This is a genomic window from Pseudomonas sessilinigenes, from assembly GCF_003850565.1.
Classification (GTDB): Bacteria; Pseudomonadota; Gammaproteobacteria; order Pseudomonadales; family Pseudomonadaceae; genus Aquipseudomonas; species Aquipseudomonas sessilinigenes.
Genome location: NZ_CP027706.1, coordinates 2,364,661 through 2,391,135 on the forward strand (window position 1 = coordinate 2,364,661; position 26,475 = coordinate 2,391,135).

The 26,475-nt window shown below is 65.4% G+C and carries 21 protein-coding genes; 12 read left to right on the top strand and 9 right to left on the bottom strand.

All coding sequences use genetic code 11. From position 1 onward, the window contains the following. Positions 1-30 precede the first annotated feature (30 nt). Positions 31-3,078, bottom strand: a complete 3,048-nt coding sequence (locus C4K39_RS11100; RefSeq protein WP_124346357.1) for an aminotransferase class III-fold pyridoxal phosphate-dependent enzyme — start codon at positions 3,076-3,078, stop codon at positions 31-33. A gap of 139 nt (positions 3,079-3,217) precedes the next feature. Between C4K39_RS11100 and C4K39_RS11105 the strand changes: the two genes are divergently transcribed. The 4 genes from C4K39_RS11105 to C4K39_RS11120 all read left to right on the top strand — a co-directional run bounded on the left by C4K39_RS11105 (position 3,218) and on the right by C4K39_RS11120 (position 8,229). Further along, positions 3,218-3,658, top strand: coding sequence for an Lrp/AsnC family transcriptional regulator (locus C4K39_RS11105; RefSeq protein ID WP_068588003.1), 441 nt, complete (start codon positions 3,218-3,220; stop codon positions 3,656-3,658). A gap of 169 nt (positions 3,659-3,827) precedes the next feature. Then, a complete protein-coding gene (locus C4K39_RS11110; protein WP_124346358.1) occupies positions 3,828-4,334 on the top strand; it encodes a sigma-70 family RNA polymerase sigma factor in 507 nt (168 codons plus the stop codon). Then, positions 4,331-5,296, top strand: coding sequence for a FecR domain-containing protein (locus tag C4K39_RS11115; RefSeq protein ID WP_068588007.1), 966 nt, complete (start codon positions 4,331-4,333; stop codon positions 5,294-5,296). Before C4K39_RS11110 ends, C4K39_RS11115 begins: the two co-directional genes overlap by 4 nt. Positions 5,297-5,394: 98 nt before the next feature. After that, positions 5,395-8,229 carry a TonB-dependent receptor gene (locus C4K39_RS11120; protein ID WP_124346359.1) on the top strand — a complete coding sequence of 945 codons (2,835 nt, stop codon included), beginning with the start codon at positions 5,395-5,397 and terminating at the stop codon, positions 8,227-8,229. Between the two features lie 83 nt (positions 8,230-8,312). Here the strand turns inward: C4K39_RS11120 and C4K39_RS11125 are convergent, their stop codons facing one another. The 3 genes from C4K39_RS11125 to C4K39_RS11135 form a co-directional block, all read right to left on the bottom strand. After that, positions 8,313-8,807 (bottom strand): OsmC family protein, encoded by a 495-nt coding sequence (locus tag C4K39_RS11125; protein ID WP_068588010.1) that lies wholly within the window; start codon positions 8,805-8,807, stop codon positions 8,313-8,315. Between the two features lie 75 nt (positions 8,808-8,882). Beyond that, on the bottom strand, positions 8,883-9,296 hold the full coding sequence (locus C4K39_RS11130) for a hypothetical protein (RefSeq protein ID WP_124346360.1): 414 nt from the start codon (positions 9,294-9,296) through the stop codon (positions 8,883-8,885). A gap of 47 nt (positions 9,297-9,343) precedes the next feature. Continuing rightward, positions 9,344-9,967, bottom strand: coding sequence for a TetR/AcrR family transcriptional regulator (locus tag C4K39_RS11135; protein ID WP_124346361.1), 624 nt, complete (start codon positions 9,965-9,967; stop codon positions 9,344-9,346). A 195-nt stretch (positions 9,968-10,162) separates the two neighbouring features. Here C4K39_RS11135 and C4K39_RS11140 point away from each other — a divergent pair, with 195 nt between their 5' ends. From C4K39_RS11140 to C4K39_RS11170, 7 genes are all read left to right on the top strand, one after another. Further along, positions 10,163-11,953 carry an ABC transporter ATP-binding protein gene (locus tag C4K39_RS11140; protein WP_068588016.1) on the top strand — a complete coding sequence of 597 codons (1,791 nt, stop codon included), beginning with the start codon at positions 10,163-10,165 and terminating at the stop codon, positions 11,951-11,953. Then, positions 11,947-13,698 (top strand): ABC transporter ATP-binding protein, encoded by a 1,752-nt coding sequence (locus C4K39_RS11145; protein WP_124346362.1) that lies wholly within the window; start codon positions 11,947-11,949, stop codon positions 13,696-13,698. Before C4K39_RS11140 ends, C4K39_RS11145 begins: the two co-directional genes overlap by 7 nt. Continuing rightward, positions 13,698-14,639, top strand: a complete 942-nt coding sequence (locus C4K39_RS11150) for an ABC transporter permease (protein ID WP_124346363.1) — start codon at positions 13,698-13,700, stop codon at positions 14,637-14,639. The genes C4K39_RS11145 and C4K39_RS11150 overlap by 1 nt, the downstream gene beginning before the upstream one ends. After that, a complete protein-coding gene (locus tag C4K39_RS11155) occupies positions 14,636-15,580 on the top strand; it encodes an iron chelate uptake ABC transporter family permease subunit (RefSeq protein ID WP_124346364.1) in 945 nt (314 codons plus the stop codon). Before C4K39_RS11150 ends, C4K39_RS11155 begins: the two co-directional genes overlap by 4 nt. Further along, positions 15,577-16,353 carry an iron ABC transporter ATP-binding protein gene (locus C4K39_RS11160; protein ID WP_124346365.1) on the top strand — a complete coding sequence of 259 codons (777 nt, stop codon included), beginning with the start codon at positions 15,577-15,579 and terminating at the stop codon, positions 16,351-16,353. The genes C4K39_RS11155 and C4K39_RS11160 overlap by 4 nt, the downstream gene beginning before the upstream one ends. Then, positions 16,350-17,351 (top strand): siderophore ABC transporter substrate-binding protein, encoded by a 1,002-nt coding sequence (locus C4K39_RS11165; RefSeq protein ID WP_124346366.1) that lies wholly within the window; start codon positions 16,350-16,352, stop codon positions 17,349-17,351. The genes C4K39_RS11160 and C4K39_RS11165 overlap by 4 nt, the downstream gene beginning before the upstream one ends. A gap of 128 nt (positions 17,352-17,479) precedes the next feature. Next, positions 17,480-19,708: a TonB-dependent receptor gene (locus C4K39_RS11170; RefSeq protein ID WP_437179371.1), complete on the top strand. Its 2,229-nt coding sequence runs from the start codon at positions 17,480-17,482 to the stop codon at positions 19,706-19,708. An 84-nt stretch (positions 19,709-19,792) separates the two neighbouring features. Here C4K39_RS11170 and C4K39_RS11175 read toward each other — a convergent pair whose 3' ends face one another. From C4K39_RS11175 to C4K39_RS11195, 5 genes are all read right to left on the bottom strand, one after another. Continuing rightward, the gene (locus tag C4K39_RS11175; protein WP_068588034.1) at positions 19,793-20,320 is read right to left on the bottom strand and encodes a glyoxalase superfamily protein; all 528 of its coding nucleotides are present in this window, start codon (positions 20,318-20,320) and stop codon (positions 19,793-19,795) included. 182 nt (positions 20,321-20,502) lie between these two features. Next, entirely contained in the window at positions 20,503-21,198 is a 696-nt protein-coding gene (locus C4K39_RS11180) for a tRNA (adenine(22)-N(1))-methyltransferase (RefSeq protein WP_068588037.1), read from the bottom strand. Positions 21,199-21,225: 27 nt separating this feature from the next. After that, positions 21,226-23,430, bottom strand: a complete 2,205-nt coding sequence (locus C4K39_RS11185; protein ID WP_124346367.1) for an OsmC domain/YcaO domain-containing protein — start codon at positions 23,428-23,430, stop codon at positions 21,226-21,228. 111 nt (positions 23,431-23,541) lie between these two features. Then, on the bottom strand, positions 23,542-24,069 hold the full coding sequence (locus C4K39_RS11190) for an AAA family ATPase (RefSeq protein ID WP_068588043.1): 528 nt from the start codon (positions 24,067-24,069) through the stop codon (positions 23,542-23,544). 67 nt (positions 24,070-24,136) lie between these two features. Next, positions 24,137-25,027: a LysR family transcriptional regulator gene (locus C4K39_RS11195; RefSeq protein ID WP_124346368.1), complete on the bottom strand. Its 891-nt coding sequence runs from the start codon at positions 25,025-25,027 to the stop codon at positions 24,137-24,139. Between the two features lie 244 nt (positions 25,028-25,271). Between C4K39_RS11195 and C4K39_RS11200 the strand changes: the two genes are divergently transcribed. Then, positions 25,272-26,465: an MFS transporter gene (locus tag C4K39_RS11200; protein ID WP_124346369.1), complete on the top strand. Its 1,194-nt coding sequence runs from the start codon at positions 25,272-25,274 to the stop codon at positions 26,463-26,465. The last annotated feature ends 10 nt before the right edge of the window (positions 26,466-26,475 follow it).

Genomic DNA, 26,475 nt, shown 5'->3' on the forward strand with positions numbered 1-26,475 from the left:
CGGCACTATGTCGGCCGCAGTGCCAGCCTGCTATTGCAGCGCCGCCTTGAAGCTCTCGTCCAGGACCTCGAGCAGGAAGTCGGCGTTCTTCTGGCTGAAGATCATCGATGGGCGCATTTTCAGCACGTTGTCGTAGGGGCCTTCCGTGCCGATCAGGATGCCGCGCTCGCGAGCGCCATCGGCGACCTTCCTGGCCAGCTCCGTGGCGGGGGCTTTGCTCTTGCGGTCCGTGACCAGCTCTATGCCCAGGAACAGCCCCAGCCCGCGCACATCGCCAATGGCCTCGTAGCGCTGCTGCAACTTGCCAAAGCCATCGAGCAGGTAGTTGCCAATCGTCAGGGCATTGAGTTTCAGGTTGTCGCGCTCGATCACCTCCAGGACGCTGAGCCCTACCGCACATGAAACCGGGCTGCCGGCGAAGGTGTTGAAGTACTCCATGCCATTGTCGAAGCTGTCGGCCAGCTCTCGCGTGGTGACCACCGCGGACAGCGGATGCCCGTTGCCGATGGGTTTGCCCATGGAGACCGCATCGGGCACCACCCCTTGGGTTTCGAAGGCCCACCAGTGGCTGCCCACCCGGCCAAAACCGACCTGGACTTCGTCGGCCAGGCACAGGCCGCCTGCGGCACGCACCATGGCATAGACTTCGCGCAGATAGTTTTCCGGGAAGAACAGCTGTCCGGCGACACTGGGAATGGACTCCGCCAGAAAGAACGCCGGCGCTCGACCCTGCTTGCGCATGCTCTCGATTTGCTCGGCCACGCTTTGCGCGAAACGCTGGCCCAGCTCCTCGAACGGCCAGTCATCGGCGGCGCGGTAAGTATCCGGGACGGTCGCCTCGAACACGTGTGCGGCGCGGCCTTTGCCAGCCTTGCGCTTGTACTTGTAGGGGCTCAGGTCGATCAGTTCCTGGGTCGTCCCGTGGTAGGCCCAGTCCAGCACGATGGCGTCGTTGCGCCCGGTGTGATTGCGCGCCATGCGCAGCATCAGGCTGTTGGCCTCGCTGCCCGAGCAACCGAAGGAGGCGACCGCCAGCCCTTCAGGCAAGGTGGCGGTGAGCCGCTGGGCATACTCCACGATAGTGTCGTGCAGGTACCGGGTGTTGGTGTTCAGGCGTGACGCCTGGCGCGCCAGCGCTTGCACCACGTCTGGATGGCTGTGGCCCAGGTGGCAGACGTTGTTGAAGCAGTCCAGGTAGGCCCGGCCGAAGTTATCGATCAACCAGACGCCGTCGCCGCGCACGAACTTGATCGGGTCCGAGTAGGAAATCGACAGGTTGGGCAGCAACAGTTCCTTGCGCTTGGCCACGATCTCGGCCTTGGTCCTTCCCTCCTGGCTGTAGGTTTCCGGGGGAATGCCGGCCAGGGTCGAGGCGTCGGGGAACAGGTCGGCCCACACCTCCAGATAGGCCCGCTCGCCAACACCGATGAACTCGCTGGCTTGCAGTTGGGTGTCGGTGGACATCTGCAAATGCAGATGGGGCAGCCAGCCACCGTTTTCCGTGTCCGCTCCCATGTGTCCCACCAGTGCGCCGGCCTCCAGGCGGTCCCCGGGTTTCAGGCGGGCCAGGGCTTCGTGGGCCAGGTGGCCCCACAGGGTGAGGAAGGGCGGGCAGTCTGGTGGCGAGTGTTCGAGCATGATCAAGCCGCCATAACCCAGTGGTTCATGTTCGACCTCGACACTGCGCACCACGCCGGCCACCGGGGTGTACAGCGGCGTTCCGGCGGGCATGATCAAGTCGACCCCCAGGTGGATGATCCGGCGCTGTCCTTCGATGAATCGCGAGACGAAGGCCGGGTCGGTGTAGATGGTCCGTTCTTCGCCCCAGGGCCCGATGCCGAGCGGGACCTTGTGCTGGGCAGAGAACTCATTCCACCACTGGGTCGCCTCCGCCGGACGCTGGGCGGCCGAGGCGATCGTCATCTCGTGGGAGGCATCGGCGAACGGAACGATGACCTTGTGCAGGGTGGCCGCCGCGGGCTGGACGATATCCGCGAAGAGCCTGCGGTTTTCCTGGATCCAGCGGCGCACCGCTCCAGCGCCTTCCATGGCGTCATAGCCACAGGCTTTGCGCAGGATCGCCGTCGCCAGTCGCGGGTTCATCCGATCCATCCTTTCCAGCAGGCGCCAGGCCGGTGCTTCGCTGATCGCCAGGTAGGGATTGTCCTGGGTCTGTTCCTGCCGCGATGCCGACAAGGTGACGCTGATGACCAGGCGCATGGCGATCAGATTGAACAGCACGTCCAGCTCTTGCGGTTGCAGAGGGTAGCGCTCATGGAAACCGGCGGTGAGGGCGGCGGCTGCGCCGATCGGGTCTTCCATGTCGAGAATGGAGTAGGCGCAGGTGATGGCGACTTCGGCAATCAGCACGGTATGCAGGGCATCGCCAAAGTCGATGATGCCCGAGACCTCCTGCTGATTCTGCGGGGCGACGAGGATGTTCCAGTCATTGCCATCATTGTGAATGACCTGCGCGCGCAACCGCGAAAGTGCCGGTTGCACCGTGCTTTCGAAGGCATCGATGAAACGCTCCAGGATGGCCCTTTTCCCAGGGTCCTTGACGAAGTGCAGGCGTGACCTGGAGCGAGCGGCGTGACGCAGGTCCCAGTCCAGGTCCCGCACCGCGCCCGGGTGGATGAACCCCTGGAGCGCACGGTCCAGATCGCCGAACGACCGGCCCAGGTTGCGCATCAGCCCGGCTGTGCGCTTGGCTTCGGCCAGTGGGGTGCCGTGCAACCAACTGACCAGGCGCACCACATGGGTTTCGCCGCAGGGCGCCACCGCAGAGGCGAGGAATTGACCTGCCAGGCTCTTCTTGAGCACCGGCACGGCCAGCCCGGGACCGTGGCTGGCAAGGTGGCTGAGGAGGGCCGTTTGCAGTTCGCTCTCGATTCTCGGTTCGGCCGCGTTGACGACCTTCAGGATCCATCCTGCATCGGTTTCGGTCTTCAATCGAAAATTGCAATCGCGCTCGCTGTCCAGGGGGGTGGCCGTGCCGATGACATTGAAAAGCTGCTCGGCCAGTTTTTCGGCAGCGCTGGTGGAGAACGGCGGGGCGGGGTGGCGAAGATCGGTCATGGCGGCGGTTTTCCAAGTTATTTTTTTCGGTTAGCTTGGCATGCGCGGCCTGGGCGGGCAGTAGGTATGCGGTCGGCCCCGGCCTGCATATTGTCGGAATCGACCGGCACAAAATCGGTGGAAAACGGGGGAAGTTCCAATGCGCGACCTGGATGTGAAAGATCGAGAAATACTCGAGATCCTGTCTAAAGAAGCGCGGATCGCCCTGAAGGCCCTGGCCGCGAGAATCGGCCTTTCGAGAAGCGCCACCAGCGAGCGGGTCATCAACCTTGAGCGCAGCGGCGTGATCAGGGGCTACCGGGCCGATATCGGTGAAATCGATGCCCATGTGATTCGCGCCATCCTGCTGGTGAGCCTCAAGCGCACGCCGGCCATGGGCTTGCTCGACGTCCTGGCGCAACACTCGCAGGTACGCCGCGTCTCCTCGGTCAGCGGGCAACTCGATCTGGTGATCGAGATCGAGGCGCGGACCATCGATGACCTGAACCGCGTCCGGGACGCCGTGGCCACTCACGAATCCGTCGAGGACATCACCACGGCGGTCGTCCTGCGTCGCGACATCGATCGACAAAGCTCCTGATTCGCCGCGCGGGCCAGATCGGCCGGCAGGTTGCTCTTGCCGCCTGGTCCCGGTTGCCCGGGCTGTGGGGCAGGCCAGTCGCCTTGCTGCAATTGTGGGCTTTGCGGCCTGTACAATCCTCGCCGGCAAATAATAAAATGAGAAGCATTATCATTAATGCGAATCTCCCATGCACGACAACAGCACTGCCTCGCCCGTCGCCCAGTTGTATGTGAACCATCATGGCTGGCTGCGTGGCTGGCTGCACCGGCGCCTGGGGCACAGTGCCGATGCCGAGGACCTGGCCCACGACACCTTCATTCGCGTGCTGCGCTCCAAGGAAGACGTGCATGAGTTGCGCCAGCCCATGGCATTTCTCGCCACCATCGCCAACGGCCTGTTGATCAACCGCTGGCGGCGCCAGGCGATCGAGCGCGCTTACCTGGAAGCCCTGGCGGCGCGACCGGTGGCCGAGGAACCATCGCCGGAGGAGCGGCACCTGATGATCGAGACCCTGCTGGAGCTGGATTCGCTGCTGGTGGGGTTGTCGATGCAGGTGCGGCAGATTTTCTTCCTGTCCCAGCTCGACGGCCTGACCTACCCGCAGATCGCTGCGCAGTTGAACCTGAGCGTGGCCCAGGTGCAGCGAGCCATGGGCAAGGCCTTCAGAGTCTGCTACGCGAGCCGTTTCGAATGAGTGGCATGGCGCTCGATCCACGGGTGCGCGACAGCGCCATCGACTGGCTGGTGCGCTCGCAGTCCGGGCTGATGAGCGTTGGCGAGCAACAGGCCCTGGAGCGATGGCGGCAGGCGAGTGCCGAACATGAACAGGCCTGGCAGCGGGTCAGCAGCCTGCCATTGTTGTTGCAACCGGGCGTGGGGCTGTTGGCCGATGCGACGGCCCGGCGGACCCTGGAGGCCGCTGGAACCGATCCTCGGCGGCGCCGGCAACTGCTCAAGTGCCTGCTGGCTTTCGGGTTGCTGGGCGGGGTGTCCTGGCAGGGGGCGGATTCGACCCTGGTGCGCTCGGCCCTGGCCACCTACCGCACAGGTATTGGCGAACGGCGGCGTTGGACCCTGGCCGATGGCAGTGCGCTGTGGCTGAACACCGCCAGTGCGGTCGACCTGCAGTTCGATTCGCAGCGACGCAACGTGCAACTGATCGAGGGCGAACTGGCGCTGGATGTGCGTGCGCAGGCTCCGGCCCTGCGACTGTTGACTGCCGATGCGTTGCTCCATGGCCATGGTGCCCATCTGCTGGTACGCCATGATTCCCTGGGGACCCAGGTCACGGTGTTGCGCGGGCAGGTGCAGGTCGAGGCTCGGCAGCGCCCGGCCTTCCTCAGCCTGGAGGCTGGCTGGCGGGCGCGGGTCGACAGCCGTGGCGTCGGGGTGCCGAGCCCGGTCGATCCGTCGCTGGCCCAGGCCTGGCTGCGAGGCATCCTGCCGGCCGAACGCATGCGCCTGGACCAATTGCTGGCCGAGTTGTCGCGCTATCGCCCGGGCATCCTGCGGTGCAGCGAAGCGGTGGCGGCCTTGCGGGTGACCGGCAGTTTCCAGTTGGACGACACCGATGCGGCCCTGGCGCTGCTGGTCCGCACGCTGCCCGTGCGTATCGAGCGCCGGACCCGCTACTGGGTGACCCTGGTGCCCGCCTGAAAATATTTTTCTTCTCCTGCGCAGTTTTTGCCGAGCTGGCGGGGCCTCCAGGTATTACCCACCGGGACAGGTGGGTGCCAACCCCCTAGGAGCCTTGCATGACATTCCCCGCCCGTGCCTTGCGCACCCGCACTCTTGCCCTGCTTTTTCTCAGCTTGCAGCCACTGGGCAGCGAGCTGGCGTTCGCCGTCGGCGAGCGCCAGTACCAGATCGATGCGGGACCGCTGGATGAGGTCCTGGCGCGCTTCGGAGCCCAGGCCGGGATCAGCATGGCCGGCAACGCCTTGCTCACCGCAGGCAAGAGCAGCCAAGGCCTGCATGGAGAGTTCACGGCCGAGAACGGCTTGAACCAGCTGTTGCAAGGTACCGGCCTGGGCTTTCAGCACCAGCCCGGCGGCGGCTACGCCCTGCGCCTGCGCCAGGAGTCGGTGGCCTTGCCGGTGCAGAAGGTCAAGGGTGAAGACCCGAACCAGGAAGAGGTCTACCGGGCGCCGCGCTCGTCGGTGTACATCTCCAGCGAAGACCTGCAGCGCTTCGGTGTGGTCTCGGTGGGCGACATGCTCAAGGGCCAGCCTGGCGTGCAAGTAGGCGACAGCCGCAACGGCGGCGGCCTGGACGTGAACATCCGCGGCATCCAGGGCCAGAGCCGGGTGGCGGTGACGGTGGACGGTTCGCAGCAGGCACTGGATGTCTATCGCGGCTACGCCGGCACCCAGCAGCGCAGCTACATCGATCCCGACCTGATCAGCGACGTCAGCATCGACAAGGGCCCGAGCCTGACCTCCAGCGCCATCGGCGGCACGGTGAAAATGCGTACCATCGGCGTCGACGACATCCTGCGCGAGGGTAAGGATGTCGGCCTGCGCTTGAAGGGCGACCTGTGGAACAACGGCGTCGCCCCCGCCTCGCGGGACGGCCATTCCAGGACCCAGGACCTGTACTCCGAGCCGCATCAGAGCCGTGGTGGCCTGTTCGGTTCGGAAGCGGAAGCCGGCAGCGCCGCGTTCGCCTATCGTCATGACCTGTTCGACGTAGTGGCCGCTTATGCCAAGCGCAACCAGGGCAACTACTTCGCCGGCAAGAAGGGCCAGGACCGCTACCGCGTGTACAACCGCTATGGCGATGAGGAGAGCAGCGTGGCCAAGACCTACAACGCCGGCGAGGAGGTGCTCAACTCCTCGTCACGGACCGAGTCGTTCCTGCTCAAGACCACCCTGCGCCCGGCGGACGGCCACACCTTCGAGCTGGGCTATCGCCGCTACGACGGGCGCATTGGCGAAATCATGCCTTCGGACATCTTCCGTTTCGGCACCGGCGGCATCTACCAGTATCCGTTGGGCCAGACCAAGATCGACACCTATACCGCGCGCTACAACTACCTGCCCGATAACAACCCATTGGTGGACCTGACCGCCAACGTGTGGATGACCGATGCACAGACCAGCCAGCTGACTTCGGTGGCAGCGCCGGCCTCCCAGGCCTATCGCTCGGACCGTAGCTGGAGCCGCCAGGCCGACCAGCGCATCGGTGGCGACTTGAACAACAGCTCACGGTTCAAGACCGACTACGGCGACTTGAAGCTGGACCTGGGCGGTTCGTTCCAGATCGAGGACCTCAAGCCACAGAAAGGCGTAGCCACCACCCAGCACGACATCAATGCCAACCGCATGTTGCGCGAAGGTTCGCGGCAGGAGTTCAGCCTCAACGGCAAGCTGGAATACAAGCCTGTGGACAGCCTTACCCTGTGGGGTGGCGGACGCTACACCTACTACCGCACCAAGGACGAAATTCCCCAGGCCAGTGCCCGCCGCGAGGAGCTCGAGCACAAGTACGTGATGGTTTCCAAGCCCGGCAACTACGGCTACCTGATGTGGTTCCCCGACCAGAGCGGCCAGTACACCGATGCCACCGACCCGCGGTTGAACAACGGTACGGTGTTCACCAATACCAACTTCCCATTCGAAGGCACGCCCTACAACCAGTATGGCGCCACCAGCACCAGCGTCTATGGTGCCCAGGTGGGGGAGGTGGTCACCGGCTACGATTACTCCGGCAAGGACCGCAACAGTGGCAGCGCCTTCGCTCCGGCCTTCGGAGTCAACCTGGAAGTGGCGCCCGATACCTTCGTCTATGCCTCCTACACCCAGGGCATGCGCATGCCGTCGCTGTTCGAGACCAGCCAGGGAGTGCTGCAGACCATGCCGGGCAAGAACCTCAAGCCCGAGCGCTCGAGCAACTGGGAAATCGGCGCCAGCACCCTGCGCAAGGACCTGCTGGTGGATGGCGACTCGGCCGCGATCAAGGTCGCCTACTTCAACAACACCATCAAGAACTACATCACCCGCTACTACGATCCGAGCCCGGGCCTGTGGGGCCTGATGCGCTTCAGCAACACCGACAGCTTCAAGACCAGCGGCCTGGAGCTGCAGACCCGCTACGACGCCGGTCGGGTGTTCGCCGACCTGTCGTCCACCTACTACCTGAAGACCGAAACCTGCGACTCGCAATTCGCCGCTACGATGCGGGCCACCAGCAACCGCTACCAGCCAACCGCCGATACCCCGAACTGCACCCCGGGCAGCTTCATGGGTTCCTACACCAACACCCAGAACCCACCGCGGATCGCCGGTAACCTGACCACCGGCTTGCGCTTCTTCGACCAGAGCCTGACCCTCGGTACCCGCATCACCTATACCTCGGGGCCGACGGTCACCGCCGACAAGCCCTGGCAGACCGGCGCCACCACCCCGCAGTTGAACTACCGGGAAGTGGCCCTGGTGGATCTGTTCCTCAACTATCAGTTGCAGGATCACACCAGTTTCAATGTCTCATTGCAGAACCTCACCGATCGCTACTACCTCGACCCGCTGGCGCAAAGCTTCATGCCCGCGCCGGGGCGCACGCTGCGGGTGGGGATGCAGACGAAGTTCTAAGGACGGGCAAGGAGCGCGTCGGCGTGGGCCGATGCGCTCCTTGGGAGGGTGAACGAGCCGGAGCCGCTCACTCGACGCGGGGGCTAGAAGGCGATTTCAACGGGCGTCCGGTTCCGGAACAGGTCCATGACCGGGCAAGAGTGGTCAACGCTTTCCTTGAGGGCCATGAGCTCCTCTCTACTCGCCGTGCTATCGAACTTGACCGTCCCGCGTATGCCGGTGAAGCCGGGGCGGGTTTCATCATCGACCGCGAAGAACCCCCTCAGATCGAGTGTTCCTTCAAGGGTGACGCTGACTTCCTTGAGCGGTATCCCGAGGGCGGCCGCATGGAGGTGATAACTGATTTCCTGGCAGGTCGCCAGGGAGGCGAGGGCCATCTCCACGGGGTTGGGCCCCTTGTTCGTTCCCCCCAGGTTTTGCGGTTCATCGATATCCAGGATGAACTCGCGGATTTTCACCTGGCGATGCAGCGCACCGTCGCCGCTGCTGGTCACCGAGAAAGTCGCCGTGGCCTTTCCCGGGTTCGCCCTGAAAAAATCCTGGCTCGAGAGAAACAGTGATTTCAGTTGTTCGGACATGCACAGCTCCTTTGTGTTTGCAGGTTCGATGGCTGGATTTGTAGCGGGTACAGGAGTGTCGTGCAACCCGGATCGTCAGGGTCGCAGGCTGCACCGCGCCTCTTCGGCCTGCAGGCGCAGGATCAGCCCCGACTGGAACTCGATCACCAGGTGGTGATCGGTGGGGAAGTCGTCGCTGAGGTAGAACTCACTGGTGGCGGCATCCTGCGGCACCACGCCGATGGCGTGCAGGCAACGATCGTCCTCCGGGCCCCAGGCGCAATCACGGCCATCGGCCGAGAAGTAGCTCACGCCGCTGAAGAGCAGGTCGATCGCCTCGGGCTCCTCGGGAGGCACCCAGGGTTCTGGCCACCGGCGAAAGTGCAGGGCCAGGGTGCGGCTCGTGATGTCGTACTGGATATGCTCGGCCTGGTAGAAGTTGTGCAGGTCGTGGGCGCGGCCCTGTACCTGCACTTCGATGTGCCCTAGCGCGAAATCGTGAAATAGCATGTTCCGGTCCTTGTTCCGGTAGGCCGCTGGGCGGCCGGGCAGTTGGCTCAGGAACCTGGAATCAGGCCTTCCTCGAGCAGGACCAGGGCGCCGACGATCAGCGCGTGCATGCCCTGGATCAGCTCGGCCTCCATCTCCGCCACTTCTGCCAGGCGATCAGCCTCCAGTTCCGGCTCTTGGCCTGACACTGCATAGACCGTATCGGCCACGGCGAAGCAGTGGAACGCCACCGTGGCCAGTAACCAGCGGGCCTGCAGCGGGTCGATGTCGTAGGCCTGGGCGATATGCAACTGGTGCTCGTGGATCTTGTCCAGCATCGGCTGGGTCGCTGCCAGCCGGCGGATCATATAGGGCGTCAACCCCGGATGCGCCTTGACGAACTCCCGTGCCGAGGTGGCGAACAGGATCAGGTAGTCCTTGAGGCTGGTGCGCTGCTCGGCATTGACCCGGGGGATCTGCCAGCGCTGGAACAGCTCCTCGGCGATCAGGCTCTTGAGCGCATCGAGTCCCGCGATGTGCTTGTACAGCGCCATATGGCTGACGCCCAGGGCGGCGGCGACGCCGACGAAAGTGATGTTCGACAAGCCGATGCCGATGCCGGCATCGGCGATCCGTTCCCGGGTGATGGTGCGCGGGCGCCCGCGCGCCGGGGTTTTCTGTGGCGGTTCCATGGAGAGGTCCTGGCTCGATGAGGCATGACTTTTAGCTGTCTTGTCTGGATTTGGCAAATTAGTTTATAGTCATGCAACTAAATATGATTCTGATTCTCAGATCTATCCATGAGCTACCCCCGGCCAGGGTTTCCGGCTCCGTTTACCGGGGCGGGTGGGGCAGGCCGGTCTTCGAATGTCTGGAAAACTTCATCTATGAGCACCCACGACGCGACCTCGGCCAACTCCAAGGCCCAGGGTCCGATCAGCCAGGTCTTGACTCCCGTGCGCGGTCGGCTGATTACGGCGGCCGTCCTGGCCGCCAGCGGATCGATGCTGACCCTGGTCCCCTTGGCGGTTATCGAACGTATCGCCAGGCTGGCCCTGGGCGACGCCACCCATGTGGCCGGCGATATTGGCTGGCTGCTGCTGGTGGGCGTAGCGAGCCTGTTCTGCGGCATGGCGCTGCTTTGCGCCGGCGAGTTGCAGGCGCACCTGGCCGACAACCGCATCACCCATCAATTGCGCCTGGCGATCGTCCAGCGCCTGACCCTGGTGCCGCTGGGCTGGTTCACCGGCCGCGCCTCGGGGGAGGTCAAGCGGGCGATGCAGGACGACATCGGCACGCTGCACAACCTGACCGCGCATTTCTTCACCACCCTGGGCCGTGCCGGCGGTGCGTTGCTGATCGGGGTGATCTACCTGTTCGCCATGGACTGGCGCCTGGCGCTGCTCTCGCTGCTGCCGTTTCCCGGGTTCTTCCTGTTCCTGGGGCGGGCCATGAAGTCCAGTGGCGCCAACATGCAGGAGATCGTCACTGGCCTTGGGCGCATCGACAATGCGGTGGTCGAATTCGTCAACGGCATCCCGGTGATCAAGGCCTTTGGCAGCAGTGGCCAGGCCCATGTGCGCTACCGCGAGGCGATCGACGCCTTCGCCCAAACCTTCATTGCCTTCACCCGTCCGCTGGTGGCGGCCATGGCCAACGCCAACGCGATGGTCGCCCCAGTCTCGGTACTGGGGGTGGTGCTGGCCTCCGGTACCTTGTTCGTGAGCCAGGGCTGGGCCGCGCCGCTGGACGTGCTGCCCTTCGCCCTGGTGACCCCGGGGCTGTGCGCGCCGGTATTGTTGTTGCACTACATCCTCCACGACCTGGGCAGTGCCACCGGCGCGGCCCAGCGGGTGCAGGCCTTGCTGCAGACCCCAGTGCTGGAACAGCCGGCCCCCGGTGCGGGGCAACAGCCCCAGGGCAATGAGCTGCGCCTGGAGCGGGTGAGCTATGGCTACGACCCCGAGCATCCGGTGCTGGCGGACATCGACCTGGTGCTCGAACCCGGTACCACCACCGCCATCGTCGGGCCTTCCGGCGCCGGCAAGTCGACCCTGGCGCGGCTGCTGCTGCGGTTCTTCGACCCCAGCACCGGGCGCATCACCCTGGGGGGTGTCGATCTGCGCCAACTCGACAGCGCCAGCCTCTACCGCCATATCGGCTTCGTGTTGCAGGACGTGCGCCTGATCCACGCCAGCGTCGGCGAGAACATCGCCCTGGGCAAACCCTCGGCCAGCCGCCAGGAGATCGAAGCGGCCGCGCGCCTGGCCAATATCCATGAGCAGATCCTGCGCTTGCCACGGGGCTACGACTCGGTGGTGGGCGAGGACGCGCATTTTTCCGGGGGCGAGCAGCAACGCCTGAGCATCGCCCGAGCCGTACTGCTCGACCCACCGGTGCTGGTGCTCGACGAAGCCACGGCCGCGGCGGATGCCGAAAGCCAGGTGGCGATCCAGGAAGCACTGGCGCGTTTCTCCCAGGGCCGCACCCTGCTGGTGATCGCCCATCGACTGGACACCGTGATGCACGCCGAGCGCATCGTGGTGCTCGATAACGGCCGTATCCGCGAACAGGGCCGGCACTCCCAATTGCTCGAGCACGCAGGGCTGTATGCACGGCTCTGGAGGCTCGGTGGCTATGGCGATACCCGCAAGGAACAGGTAGCACAACCATGCTGAAGACCTTCATCCAACTGCTGGGCGAGGATGTCCCGGTATTGCGTCGCTATGCCTGGATGGCAGTGGGCTATGGCCTGCTCAGCGGCCTGACCATCACCGCCCTGGTGCCCTTGCTCGGCCACTTGCTGGCCGGCGACACGCAAGCGGCCATCGGTTGGCTGGCGCTGTTGCTGGCCGGTGTGCTGCTGTGCTGGCTCTGGCGGCGCCGGGTGGAGCGCGCCGGGGTCGCGGTGGGTGTCGCCGTCCTGCAAGGCGTGCGCTTGCGCATGGGCGAGCATATCGCCCGGCTGCCGGTAGGCTGGTTCACGCCCGAGCACAACGCCCGGCTGGGCCACGTCATCACCCAGGGCATGATGGCCATCGCGCAGTTGCCGGCCCATGTGTTCACGCCCCTGATCAGTGCCGCGATGACTCCCTTGGCGATGGTCGTCGCCCTGGGGGTGCTGCACTGGCCGACCGGATTGCTGGCCCTCCTGGCCTTGCCGCTGCTGGCGCTTGCGGTGTCGTTCTCGACCCGCCTGGGGCGTCGCGCCGATAGCGCTTTCCATGCGCATTTCGCCGACACCAGCCAGCGCATGGTGGAGTTCGCCCAGGCCCAGTCGGTGCTGCGTGCGTTCAACGGCGAGCAGGGCGGCACGCGCCTGCTGCGCCAGGCCATCGACCAGCAGCGCCAGTCCGCCGGGCGCTTGATCTACTTGTCGTCGTTATCCTCGGTGCTCAACACCTGGGTGGTCCAGGGCATCTTCGCCGCCTTGCTGGTGAGTGTCGGCCTGTGGCTCGAACGCCTGTTGGGCCTGGGCCTGGAAACCGGCCCGGCCATCGCCCTGGCGGTGACCCTGGTAGTGGTCAGCCGCTTCGTCGATCCGCTGCTGGAGCTGGCCAGCTATGGCGAGACCCTGCGCGGGGCCCTGGGCCAGCTCGAAGAAGCCAGCCGAATCCTCGCCGTGCCGCCTCTGTCCCAGGTCCAGTCGCCCCAGGCGCCGGGCGATGCCTCGGTCGAACTGCAAGGCGTGAGCTTCGCCTATGGCCCCGGGCAGCCCGAGGTCCTGCGGGACGTCAGCCTGCGCCTGGCGCCGGGCAGCATGACCGCGTTGATCGGCGCGTCGGGTTCGGGCAAGACCTCCCTGGCCAGGCTGATCGCCCGGTTCTTCGAGGTCGACCAGGGCAGCGTACGGGTCGGTGGCGTGGATGTGCGGCAGATGTCCGAGGCGCAACTGGCCGGCCACATCAGCCAGATCTTCCAGGATTCCTACCTGTTCCAGGGCAGCATTGCCGACAACATCCGCCTGGGCGACCCCGAGGCCAGTGCCGCCCAGGTCATGGAGGCCGCGCGCCAGGCCGGTGTTGTGGAGATCATCGAACGCCTGGCCCAGGGCATCGACACCCAGGTGGGCGAGGGCGGGGCGCGCTTGTCGGGAGGCGAGCGCCAGCGCATCGCCATTGCCCGGGCGCTGCTCAAGCAGGCGCCGATCCTCCTGGTGGACGAAGCCACCGCGGCCCTGGATGCCGAAAACCAGGCGGTCATCGCCCAGGCCCTGGCCAGGTTGCGCGGCCAGTGCACACTGGTGGTCATCGCCCACCAGCTGTCGACGGTGGCCATGGCCGACCAGATCGTAGTGCTGGAGCAGGGACGGGTGGTGGAGCAGGGAACACCGGATGAGCTGCGTGCCAGACCGGGGTACTACGCGCGTTTGCTCGACCCGCGTGGCGCTGCCCAGGGCTGGCGGATCGGAGCGTCCCGCTGATGCGTGCCAGCTGGCTGGGGGCCTTCGTCATCCTCTGCTGCGCCTCGTTGCTGGTGGGCGCCCGGCAGTTCTCCCTGGGGCAGCTGTTGTCCGGGGCCGGCGATGCCTGGCTGACCCTCACCGCCAGCCGCCTGCCACGGTTGATGGCGCTGGTGCTCAGCGGCGTGGGGCTGGCGGTGTGCGGGGTGATCCTGCAGCACATCGTGCGCAACAAGTTCGTCGAGCCGGCCACCACCGGCGGCCTGGATGCGGCCAAGCTGGGCATCCTGCTGTCGCTGGTGCTGCTGCCGGGCGCCGGCACCCTGGGGCGCATGCTGTTCGCCCTGGGGGTGTGCTTCGCCGCGAGCCTGGCCTTCGTCCTGATCATCCGCCGCGTGCCGTTGCGCAGCGCAGCATTGGTGCCGGTGATCGGCCTGATGTACGGCGGCGTGCTGAGCGCACTCGCCGAGTCCTACGCCTATCGCCATAACGTGCTGCAAAGCATGCAGGGCTGGTTGCTCGGGGACTTCTCCCGGGTGGTCCAGGGCCACTACGAAATCATCTACCTGATCCTGCCGATCGTGGCCCTGGCCTATCTGTATGCCCAGCGTTTCACCGTGCTCGGCATGGGCGAGGGCATGGCCGCGAGCCTGGGCCTGAATTATCCGGCGACGGTGGCCCTGGGGTTGTTGCTGGTGGCCGTGACCGTATCGGCCACGGTGATCACCGTGGGCTCGATTCCCTTCGTCGGCCTGGTGATCCCGCAGCTGGTCGCCCTGCGCCACGGTGACCAGCTGGGCCGGACCCTGCCGCTGGTGGCCCTGGGCGGCGCATCGCTACTGCTGGTCTGCGACCTGGTGGGGCGCCTGGTCATCTACCCCTACGAAGTGCCCATCGGCCTGACGGCCGGATGCCTCGGCGGTGTGCTGTTCCTGATCCTGCTGGTACGGGGGCGCCGATGAAACCTTCGCACTATGGGGTGTGGCTTGGGGTGTTCGCCCTGGCGCTGCTGTTCCTGTTGCTGGACTCGGGGCTGGATTTTGCCCAGGTGATCCCCAGGCGCCTGGTCCGGCTGGGGGCGATGGTGATTGGCGGGGTGTGCGTCGCCTGGTCGTCGATCGCCTTCCAGACCTTGACCTGCAACCGCGTCCTGACCCCGGCGATCATGGGCTACGAGGCGGTGTACCTGCTGTTGCAGGCGGTACTGGTGGCGGTGCTGGGCATGTCCGGTCTGCTGGTGCTGGGCGTCCATGGCAACTTCGGGTTGTCGGTGCTGCTGATGCTGGCCTATTCCTGGGCGCTGCACCGCTGGCTGTTCGGCGATGGCCGGCGCGACCTGTTCTTCCTGCTGCTGGTGGGGCTGGTGCTGACCATGGTCATCGGTACCTTCACCCAGTTCGTCCAGTACCAGGCCAGCCCTGGGGAGTTCTCCATGCTGCTGGGGTTCAGCCAGGCCTCGTTCAACCGGGTGCAGCCCCAGCAGTTGCTGTACGCCGGGCTGCTGGTGGCGGGGCTGTGCCTGGTAGGGCGCAAGACCCTGGCGACCCTCGATGTGCTGGCGCTGGGGCGCGACCAGGCGATCTCCCTGGGGGTCGACTACCAACGCTGCGTGCGCCTGCAACTGGCGCTGATCGCCGGCCTGGTGGCGGTGTCCACCAGCCTGCTGGGGCCCGTGGCCTTCATGGGGGTATTCGTGGCGAACATCGCCTATGCCCTGGCCGGGACCTTCCGCCACCGGGTCACGCTGCCCCTGGGCTGCGCCATCGCCGTGGGCCTGTTCCTGCTCGCCCAGCTGCTGGTCGAGCACCTGTTCAACTACAAGACCACCGTGGGCCTGCTGGTCAACCTGTTGTGTGGCGCTTACTTCCTGGCCCTGATGCTGCGTACCCGAGGAGCTGCATGATCACCGTCCACGACCTTCACAAGAGCTACGGCGCCAAGACGGTACTGCACGAGGTCAACGTGCAGTTCCCGGCCCGCCGCCTGACCTCGCTGATCGGTCCCAACGGCGCGGGCAAGTCGACCCTGCTGATGATGATCGCGCGGCTGCTGGAACCGACTCGCGGCAGCATCCTGGTGGCGGGCCGCGATACCCGTGGCATGGCCATCGGCGACTACGCCCGCACGGTGGCCACCCTGCGCCAGGCGCCGGACTTCAACCTGCGCCTGACGGTCGAGGAACTGGTGGCCTTCGGGCGCTTTCCCTACAGCCGTGGCGCCCTGACCCGGGCCGACCAGCAGGCGATCGACGAGGCCATTGCCTTCCTCTCGCTGCAGGAGTTGCGCGCGGCCTTTCTCGATGAGCTCAGCGGTGGCCAGCGGCAGATGGCGTTCCTGGCCATGACCATCGCCCAGCAGACCGACTACCTGCTGCTGGACGAGCCGCTGAACAACCTCGACATCAAGCATGCGGTGCAGATCATGCGCGCCCTGCGCCGACTGTGCGACGAGCAGGGGCGCACGGTGGTGCTGGTGGTGCACGACATCAACTTCGCCGCCAACTACTCGGACCACATCGTGGCGATGAAAAAGGGCGCCGTGCACGCCGCCGGCAGCGTCGCCCAGGTGCTGACCGAAGAGCGGCTGCGAGAGCTCTACGGGCTGGATTTCAGCATCAGCCATGACGCCCGCGGCTACCTGTGCAACTACTTCAACCCCGCAAGAGAACTGAAATGACCCGACATCACGCAAGCAGGTATGGGACGTTGGCCCTGTTGGTGGCCGCGATCCTGGCCGGGCAGGGCTGCCAGGATAAAACCGCCACCTCGCCCGCGACGGGCCAGGCTCCGGCTGCTGCCAACCAGGCTCCGGCGTATACCCCGGTCACGGTCCGGCACCAGCTGGGCACCACGCTGGTGGAGCGACTGCCCCAGCGCACGGTGGCCCTGGACATGAACGAAGTGGATTTCCTCGACCAGCTGGGCATTCCCGTGGCCGGCATGCCCAAGGATTTCATCCCGCACTTCCTGGCCCGGTACAAGCAGGCGGTCCAGGTCGAGGACCTGGGGGCGATCGTCCAGCCCAACCTGGAGCGGATCTACGCCGTCAAGCCGGACCTGATCCTGATCACCTCGCTGCAGGCCAGTCACTACCAGGAGCTGAGCGCAATCGCGCCCACAGTGCATTTCGATGTGGATTACCGCGACAGCCAGGGCCGGCATATCGAGGTCATCAAGGAGCACCTGGCGAGCCTCGGCGAGATCTTCGGCAAGCAGCAACAGGCCCGGGAGCAGGCCGCGCAACTGGAGGCCAGGGTGCAGCAGGCCCGGCAGGTCACGGCAGGTCGCCCTGAGCGCGCCCTGATCGTGCTGCATAACAACGGCGCCTTCAGCTCCTTCGGCGCGCATTCGCGCTATGGCTTCATCTTCGATGCCCTGGGTGTGAAACCGGCCAGCCCCGAGGGCGAGACCGGCCTGCATGGCCAGCCGATCTCCAGCGAATTCATCCAGCAGGCCAACCCCGACATCCTCTACGTGGTGGACCGCACCGCCGTGATGGAAGGGCGCCCGGCCCTGGATGCCCAGAGCCTGGACAACCCGCTGCTGCGCCAGACCAACGCGTGGAAGAACGGCCGTGTGGTCTTTGCCGATGCCCAGGCCTGGTACGTCACCGCCGCCAGCCCGACCTCGGTGAAGCTGATGATCGACGACGTCATCAAGGGTTATCAGCCCTGACTTCGAGCTAAGGGCTGTTCGCGGTATTTGCGTGGTAGCAAGTGATTATCAACAGCCTTAGCTCTTGCATTCGAATCAAGCCAACTAATCAAAAAAACACTGCCTTCTCACTTCAACGGAGCTGTAGCGTGACTCACCGTCATTCTTTCCATCGCAATGCACACCTTTCCCAGGCGTTGGTCGCCAAACCCCTGGCCGTCGGCGTCCACCGCGGGCTGGCAGGGCTGGCCCTGGGGGTCCTGGCCACGCTGGCGGCGCCGGCGGGCGCAGAGGTTCGCGAGCCGGCCGAAGCGACCCAGGACCGGGCACTGGCGTTGCCCGCCACCACGATCCAGGGCGAAGCCGTCTCCAGCCTGCCACCGGCCTACGCGGGGGAGCAGGTGGCCTCGGGGGGCAAGCTTGGCTTGCTGGGCAACAAGGACTTCATGGAGACCCCGTTCAGCACCATCAGCTACACCGAGAAATACATCGAGGACCGCCAGGCCAAGAGCATCACCGATGTGATTGCCGCCACCGATCCGGCAGTGTTCAGCAACGGCTTGACCGGCACCTTTAGCGAGAACTACTCGATTCGCGGCTTCTCCTCGGACATCAGCGACGTGACCGTCGACGGGCTGTTCGGCATGGCACCGTTCTATCGCGTGTCCCCTGAAATGTACGAACGCATCGAAGTACTCAAGGGCCCCTCGGCGTTGCTCAACGGCATGCCGCCAGGCGGCTCGGTGGGCGGCACGGTCAACCTGGTGCCCAAGCGTGCTGGCAACGAACCGCTGACACGCCTGACCGGCAGCTACATGTCCGACTCGCAGCTCGGGGGGCACCTGGACATGGGCCGGCGCTTTGGCCAGGACCAACAGTTCGGCGTGCGTTTCAACGGTGTCCACCGCGAAGGCGATGCGGCCACCGACCACCAGAAGCAGAAAGCCGACCTGGCGTCATTGGCCCTGGACTGGCGGGGCGAACGCGCACGGTTGTCCCTTGACCTGTACGACGCCGACCAGCGCATCACTGGCCAGAACCGTGGGATGGGCCTGGCTGCCGGGGTTGCGGTGCCCAGGCCGCCCAAGGCCGGTTCGCTGCTCAACCCCGACTGGGCGACGGTGGAAAGCAAGGACAAGGGCGCGATCCTGCGTGGCGAGTTCGACCTCAGTGAACAACTGACCGCCTATGCCGCGGTAGGCAGCAGCAAGAGCGACTACGCCTACAACGGCGCCATGATCGCCACGGTGATCAACGATGCCGGCGACCTGCGCAGCAGCATGGGCCAGTTGAAGTTCCAGGTGCGCAAGGTCTCGGCACAAACCGGCCTCAAGGGCCAGTTCCAGACGGGCGAGATCAAGCACCAGTGGTCGTTGAACGCTACCCAGTACTCGGACAAGAAGAAGGATTGGGGGCGTCGCTCGGTGCCCGGTGCCGACTGGACCACCAATATCTACCACCCGACCTGGGGTCCCAAGGCGCCCACCAGCTGGCCGCTGATCATGCACAGCGAGAGCCGCCTGCGCAGCTACGGCGTGGCCGATACCTTGTCGGTGCTGGACGATCGCCTGCAACTGACCCTGGGCGTGCGCCGCCAGGAGGTGCTCAGCGATACCTTCAGCGTCAGCACCGGCAAGCGCACCTCGCGCTATGACGAAAGCGCCACCACCCCGGCGGCCGCGGTGCTGTTCAAGGCCACCGACGACCTGTCGCTGTATGCCAACTACATCGAGGGCCTGAGCAAAGGCGGCATGGCGCCGCTGACCGCCGCCAACGCCGGCGCGATCTTCGCGCCCTACAAGACCAAGCAGAAGGAAGTCGGCCTGAAGCTCGACCTGGGCTCCTTCACCCATACCCTGGCGTTGTACGAGATCACCCGTCCCGGCAGCTACACCGATCCGGCCACCAACATCTACTCCATGGGGGGCGAACAGCGTAACCGCGGGGTGGAGTGGGGCTTCTTCGGGGCGCCGCTGGACGACGTGCGGCTGATGGGCGGCGTCGCCCATGTCGACCCCAAGCTGACCAAGACCGAGGGTGGCCGCAACGACGGCAAGAACGCCACTGGCTATCCCGAACTGCAAGGCAAGCTCGGCGTGGAATGGGATACCCCGGTGCTGCAGGGCCTGACGCTGACCGCCAACGCCACGGCGCTGTCCAAGCAGTACATCAGCGCCGACAACCAGCAGTCGATTCCCGGCTACACCCTGTTCGACGTGGGCGCCCGCTACGCCACCCAGGTCGCCAACCGCCCGGTGACCCTGCGGGGCAACGTCAGCAACCTCACCAACAAGGCCTACTGGGGAATGCCGCTGACCACCAGCCTGGGCCTGGGTGCGCCACGCACCTTCGAGCTGTCCGCCTCGGTGGATTTTTGAAACCCTAGCCCATGAGCGTCCACGGGCAGGCACTGGGCCTGCCCGTGGAGCGGATCGTTTGCGCTCTGGATGATCGGCGCAGGATCAGCCCTGGCAGAAGCGGATGCGATTGCCGAAGGGGTCGTAGACTTCCAGGGTCTTGCCCCAGTCTTCTTCGACGATATCGGGGCGGCCGTAGCCGTAGCGCTTGGCTTGCAGTTCATCGCGCAGTTGTTCGATGTTGTGCATCGGCACGAAAATCGTCGCCCCGGGGCTGGCATCGCCATGGTGCTCGGACAGATGCAGTTGCAGGCCATTGCGGCTGATGCCCAGGTACAGCGGCAGGTCGGCTTCGAAGCGGTGTTCGAACTCCACGGCGAACCCGAGGAAATCGAGGTAGAACTCGCGAGCCTTGGTTTCGTCGAACATCCGCAGGATCGGGATGGCCTTGTCGAAGCTGATTCCCTGGGGTTGCTCCTGGGGCAGGGCTGCGGCGGCGGTGTTCCAGTCCTTGTAGCCCAGTTGCCGGGCCACGCTTTCCAGCGCGGTGGCGTGGCTGATCGACTGGTCGTGGGCGGCGAGCGCGGTGCGCAGGCGCTTGGCCATTTGCTTGGCGTATTCGAGAGTGATCATCGTTGCTCCTGTTCGCCGAGGTGCAGGGGTGCTCGCATTGCCGGGCCTCGACTGTCAAGAGTGACGACAGGGTAGGGGGACAGCGATGCTTTCACCATTCCTTGCGGATGCGAGCGGCAGGTAGCATCGACCTGGGCCGATGATACACAGCGGGTTTTACCAGTGAAAGCAGCGCTGCAGACTCAGGCCAGCAGCTCGCTGATCCAGCGGGCCTTGCGCTGGGTGTCCTGGAGTTTCTCCTCGGGCACCGCCTGCTGAGCCCGGGCGAAGTGGGCCAGGATCTTGTGCTTCTGGCGCAACTTGCGCTGCCACTTGGCCAGGAATGCCGGGCTGCGCTCCTGCATCTGCAGCGGGCCGAAGTACAGCTGCTCGGCGCTGTAGCTTGGGCTGGCGCCGCGCTCGGCGACGATGATCTCGTAGTCGAAGCGGTTCTCGCGCAGCACCTCTTCGAAAAGGATGGCGTAGCCGTTGTCCATCAGCCATTGACGCAGCGGTTGTTCGCCGCCGTTGGGCTGCATGACCAGGCGCTCGCGGCCATTGAGGCGTGCCTTGCCGGTCTCAAGGATGTCGCGGATGGTCTCGCCACCCATGCCGCAGAAGCTGATGGCGGTGATCCCGTCCCCCGGCTCGATTGCCGCCAGGCCGTTGGCCAGGCGCACGCTGATGCGTTGGCCGAAACCACTGGCACGAGCGCTGCGTTGGGCCGAGTGGAAGGGCGTCAGTGCCACCTCGCCAGCCACTGCCCTCTCGATGGCGCCACGGCTCAGCAACGCCAGCGGCAGGTAGCCGTGGTCCGAGCCGATATCGGCCAGGCGCGCCCCGGCTGGCACCTGGGCCGCGACGCGCTCCAGGCGCATGGACAAGGTTTGTTGGTTCAACTGCCGATGCTCATTCTGACACTGCCCTCAGCTGGCCAGGCCAGCCATCCTGGCCCGTGCCGCGTGCAGCTTCTTGTAGCTGTCGATCAACCGCAGGTGCCGGTCCAGGCCCTCCAGTTGCATGCTGGTAGGCGTCAGGCCATGGAAGCGCACGCGGCCCTGTACCGAACCGATCACCGCGTCCATCCGCTCGTTGCCGAACATGCGGCGCAAGTTGGCTTCGTAGTCCGCCAGCTCCAGCTCGTCGTCCAGTTGCACTTCCAGCACCGCGTTCATGGCCTGGTAGAACAGGCCGCGCTCGACGGTGTTGTCGTTGTACTGCAGGAACATCTCCACCAGTTCCTTGGCCGGGTCGAACTGGCCCAGGGCCACGTGGATCAGCAGCTTCAGCTCGAGGATGGTCAACTGGCCCCAGGCGGTGTTGTCGTCGAACTCGATGCCGATCAGGGTGGTGATGTCGGTGTAGTCGTCCAGCTCGCTTTGCTCCAGGCGCTCCACCAGGTCGCGCAGGCCGTCTTCGTCCAGGCTGTGCAGGTTGAGGATGTCTTCGCGGAAGAACAGCGCCTTGTTGGTGTTGTCCCAGATCAGGTCGTCCACCGGGTAGATTTCCGAGTAGTCCGGCACCAGGATCCGGCAGGCGGTGGCGCCCAGATGCTCATACACCGCCATGTAGCTTTCCTTGCCCAGGCCTTCGAGGATGCCGAACAGGGTCGCGGCTTCCTCGGCGTTGGAGTCGGCGCCCTGGCTGGAGAAGTCCCACTCGACGAACTCGAAGTCGGCCTTGGCGCTGAAGAAGCGCCACGAGACCACGCCGCTGGAGTCGATGAAGTGCTCGACGAAGTTGTTCGGCTCCATCAGCGCCTGGCTCTCGAAGGTCGGCTGCGGCAGGTCGTTCAGGCCCTCGAAGCTGCGGCCCTGGAGCAGTTCGGTGAGGCTGCGTTCCAGCGCCACTTCGAGGCTCGGGTGGGCGCCGAAGGAGGCGAACACACCACCGGTGCGCGGGTTCATCAGGGTCACGCACATCACCGGGAATTCACCGCCCAGGGAAGCGTCCTTGACCAACACCGGGAAGCCTTGCTCCTCCAGGCCCTGGATACCCGCCAGGATGCCCGGGTACTTGGCCAGCACTTCCTGGGGCACGTCCGGCAGGGCGAGTTCGCCTTCGAGGATCTCGCGCTTGACCGCCCGTTCGAAGATTTCCGACAGGCACTGCACCTGGGCCTCGGCCAGGGTGTTGCCGGCGCTCATGCCATTGGAGAGGTAGAGGTTCTCGATCAGGTTGGAGGGGAAGTACACCACTTCGCCATCGGACTGGCGCACGAAGGGCAGCGAGCAGATGCCGCGCTCGATGTTGCCGGAGTTGGTGTCGTACAGGTGCGAGCCGCGCAGCTCGCCGTCGGGGTTGTAGATCCCGAGGCAGTACTCGTCGAGGATTTCCTTGGGCAGGGCATCCTTGCGCCCTGGCTGGAACCAGCGCTCGTCGGGGTAGTGGACGAACTCGGCGTTGGCGATCTCCTGGCCCCAGAACTGGTCGTTGTAGAAGAAGTTGCAGTTCAGGCGCTCGATGAATTCGCCCAGGGCCGAGGCCAGGGCGCTTTCCTTGGTCGAGCCCTTGCCGTTGGTGAAGCACATCGGCGACTGCGCGTCGCGGATATGCAGCGACCAGACGTTGGGCACGATGTTGCGCCAGGAGGCGATCTCGATCTTCATCCCCAGGCCCGCGAGGATCGCCGACATGTTGGCGATGGTCTGCTCCAGCGGCAGGTCCTTGCCGGGGATGCGGGTGCTGGTGCCGGCATCCAGGCTCGGCATCAACAGGGCCTGGGCATCGGCGTCCAGGTTCTCCACTTCCTCGATCACGAACTCGGGGCCGGTCTGCACCACCTTCTTCACCGTGCAGCGATCGATGGAGCGCAGGATGCCCTGGCGATCCTTCTCGGAGATGTCCGCCGGCAGCTCGACCTGGATCTTGAAGATCTGGTTGTAGCGGTTTTCCGGATCGACGATGTTGTTCTGCGACAGGCGGATGTTGTCGGTGGGGATGTCGCGGGTCTGGCAGTACAGCTTCACGAAGTAGGCGGCGCACAGCGCCGAGGAAGCCAGGAAATAGTCGAACGGACCCGGTGCCGAACCGTCGCCCTTGTAGCGGATCGGCTGGTCGGCCACCACCGTGAAGTCATCGAACTTGGCTTCAAGTCGGAGGTTGTCGAGAAAGTTGACCTTGATTTCCATGGGGGGCTACCAGAATAACGAGCAAGACGAAAAGGCCGCCATTATCCGGTTTTTCACCCGGAAGTCTTGCGCTTTTGCGCCATGGCCGCCGACCGGTCCAGGCTGTCGCGTTCAGCCCGGCAGGCGGGGTGGCAGCGTCTTGAGCCAGCTGTCGATGTCCTGCACGCCTCGCAGATGAATCACCGGCACCTGGGGCGCCACGGCCTGGCGGACCTGTTCGATGCCCGGGCGATTGTGCTGGTCGAAGTGCCACACGAAACCCAGGAACTTGAGGAACTCCAGGTTCAGTTGCTCGCGGCAACCTGCCGGCAGGTCGGCGCGTGGACGGTTGCGCAGGCTGCGCATGAACACCCGGCGCAGGCAGGTGGTGCGCGGGGTGTCGAGCCAGATCACCAGCTCGGCGCGGGGCAGGCGCAGGTCGAAGGTGCGCCGCGAGTAATTGCCTTCGCAGATCCAGGCATCCGTGGCGACGGCCTCGCGGACCCGGCTGCGGAATACCTCGGTATCGGCCTCGACCCAGCCGGGCTCCCAGAACAGCCGGTCCAGGTGCACCACCGGCACTGCCAGACGGCGTCCCAGTTCACGGGCCAGGGTGGATTTGCCACTCCCGGCGTTGCCCAGTATCACGATGCGCTGCATTGGCCGGCCCTGCTGGAAAAAAGCCGCGCAGTCTAGCACCGGCTCCCGGGGCCGGGCAGCGTGGCGTTCAAGGGTGAGCGTCGGCGAACAGGCTCAGGACAAAATCGCGCACATGGACCAGCCGTGGATTGCGCATCGAGGTCTTGTTCCAGACCAGGTACAGCTCGTTGCTGGGCGCCTCCTCGAGCGGAGTCAGGGACACCAGGCGGCCGGCTTCCAGCGCTTCGCGGCACTGGTAGTCGGGCAGTACGCTCCAGCCCTGTCCCTGCACGACCAGGTCCTGGATGATCCGCAGGTCGGCAATGGTCAGCGCGGCCTGCAGGGTTGGCGCGAACTGGAACAGCGCCGTCCACACCGGGCGGATCAGCGGCAGGTCTTCATCGTAGGCCAGCAGTGGCAGTTGCCCCAGTTCCTCGGCCGAGGGGCGCGGCCCCAGTTTCCTGGCCAGCTCCGGGGCCAGAACCAAGAGGAATCGTTCGGTCAGCAGCCGGGCGAAACCGTGGGCATGCTCGTCCGGCAGGGACGCGGTGATCGCCAGGTCGGCGGTCGAGTTGTCCAGCAGGCTGTAGATGCGTTCGCGATTGCCGGTGTGCAGGCGGATCTGCAGGCCCTGGTCCAGCAGGGGCGCCAGGCCCGCGGCGATCTTGCCGTGGATGAAATCCGAGGGCCCGGCGATGTGCACGGTGCCGCTCATCTCATCGCCGAGGCGATAGGACGCCATGCGCATTTCCAGGCCGTCCAGCATCGGCCCGATGGCCCGCGCCAGTTCGTCCGCCGCTTCGGTCGCGGTCACGCCGCGTGAGCGTCGCACGAACAGCGGCTTGCCGACGAAGGCCTCCAGCGCCTGGATGTGCAGCGATGCGCCAGGCTGGGTCATGCCCAGGGCCTGGGCCGCACGCGAGAACGATTGCAGGCGATAGGCCTCGATGAAGGTACGCAGGTGGTCCAGATGGCTCATGAAACGGTATCGCGCCGCAGTGGGCGCCCTCGCGAAGTGTTCCTGGGGTTGAGCAACAAGCGCCCGGCGAGGGTATCCATCGCCGACCAAGGGCTTGCCAGCATAGGGCCAAGCCCGGCTTGAGCTATAAAAATATTTTGGTAAAGGTCAATAAAGGATAATTTCTCGTATCTGTAACGCCTCTCTACGATCCGCCGCATGCACGGCCACGAGCCGGCCCAACCAGTGTTTCGAGAGAGCTTCCATGCCATTCATCGTCTATATCTTCACCCTCAGTGCCTTTGCCCTGGGCCTTGCTGAATTCGTGCCCATCGGCCTGGCTGACGTTATTGCCCGGGACCTGGGCGTGAATGTCGAGCAGGCCGGTGGTGCGGTTTCCCTGTACGCCCTGGGCGCGACGTTCGCCGCACCAATCTTCAGTGCCCTGACCGCTGGATGGTCGCGCAGGCACGCCCTGTTGGTGACCGTGCTGGTGTTCTGTGCCGGCAGCCTGGTTGCCGCGTTCGCCAACAGCCTGGCGTTGCTACTGGTCGCGCGCTTCGTCGCCGGCATGGGCCATGGCCTGTTCCTGGCCGTGGCCTCCAGCACCGCAGCACGCCTGGTCGGCCCCGGGCAAGCGGGGCGCGCGGTGGCCGTGGTCTTCGCCGGTTTCACCCTCGCCATGGCGATCGGTGTGCCCATTGGCACCTACCTGGGCAGCTTGCTGTCCTGGCGTCCGGTGCTGGGGGCGATTGCCGCATTCGGTGCATTGGGTTTCCTTGGCTTGTTGCTGGGCATGCGGGAGCCGGCCAGGGTCGCGGGGCAACAGCGCGAGTCTGCGGGCCAGGCCCTCAAGGCGATCCTGCATCCAGCGTTACTGACGGCGGCGCTGGTGACCGTGCTCGGTTACGCCGGTTCGTTCAGCGCCTATACGTACATTGCGCCGCTGCTGACCGAAGTGACGCAGATCAGCTCCACGACGCTTGGCCTCTTCATGTTGGCCTATGGCGTGCTGGCTGCGGTCGGCAACTGGCTTGGCGGCCGTTTGACCGACGGCCTCGGGGTCAACCGCGCCAGTGCCATCGTGCTCGCCGGCATTGCCGCCTGCACGCTGGGCATGTGGGGCCTGGCAACGTTTGCGGGGGCCATGTTCGTGCTGGTGGCCTTGCTCGGGTTGTTCACCTATGCGGCGGTGCCGGCGCTACAGGCCCGCTTGATCGGGGTCGCCGAACGGCATGCGCCCCATGCCCAGGGCGTAGCGGCCGGGCTGAATATCGCCGGCTTCAATGCGGGGATCGCCTTGGGCGCCTGGCTGGGAGGTATCACCATCGGCCAGGCGGGCATCGCCTGGATGGGGCTCAGCGGGGCCATCGTCGCGATGCTCGGGCTGGGCCTGCTGGGGCTGTTGCTGGTGAACAGCCCCGACAGCGGTTATCGCCGTGTCACCACGGGGGAGTGAGGTCAGGCGT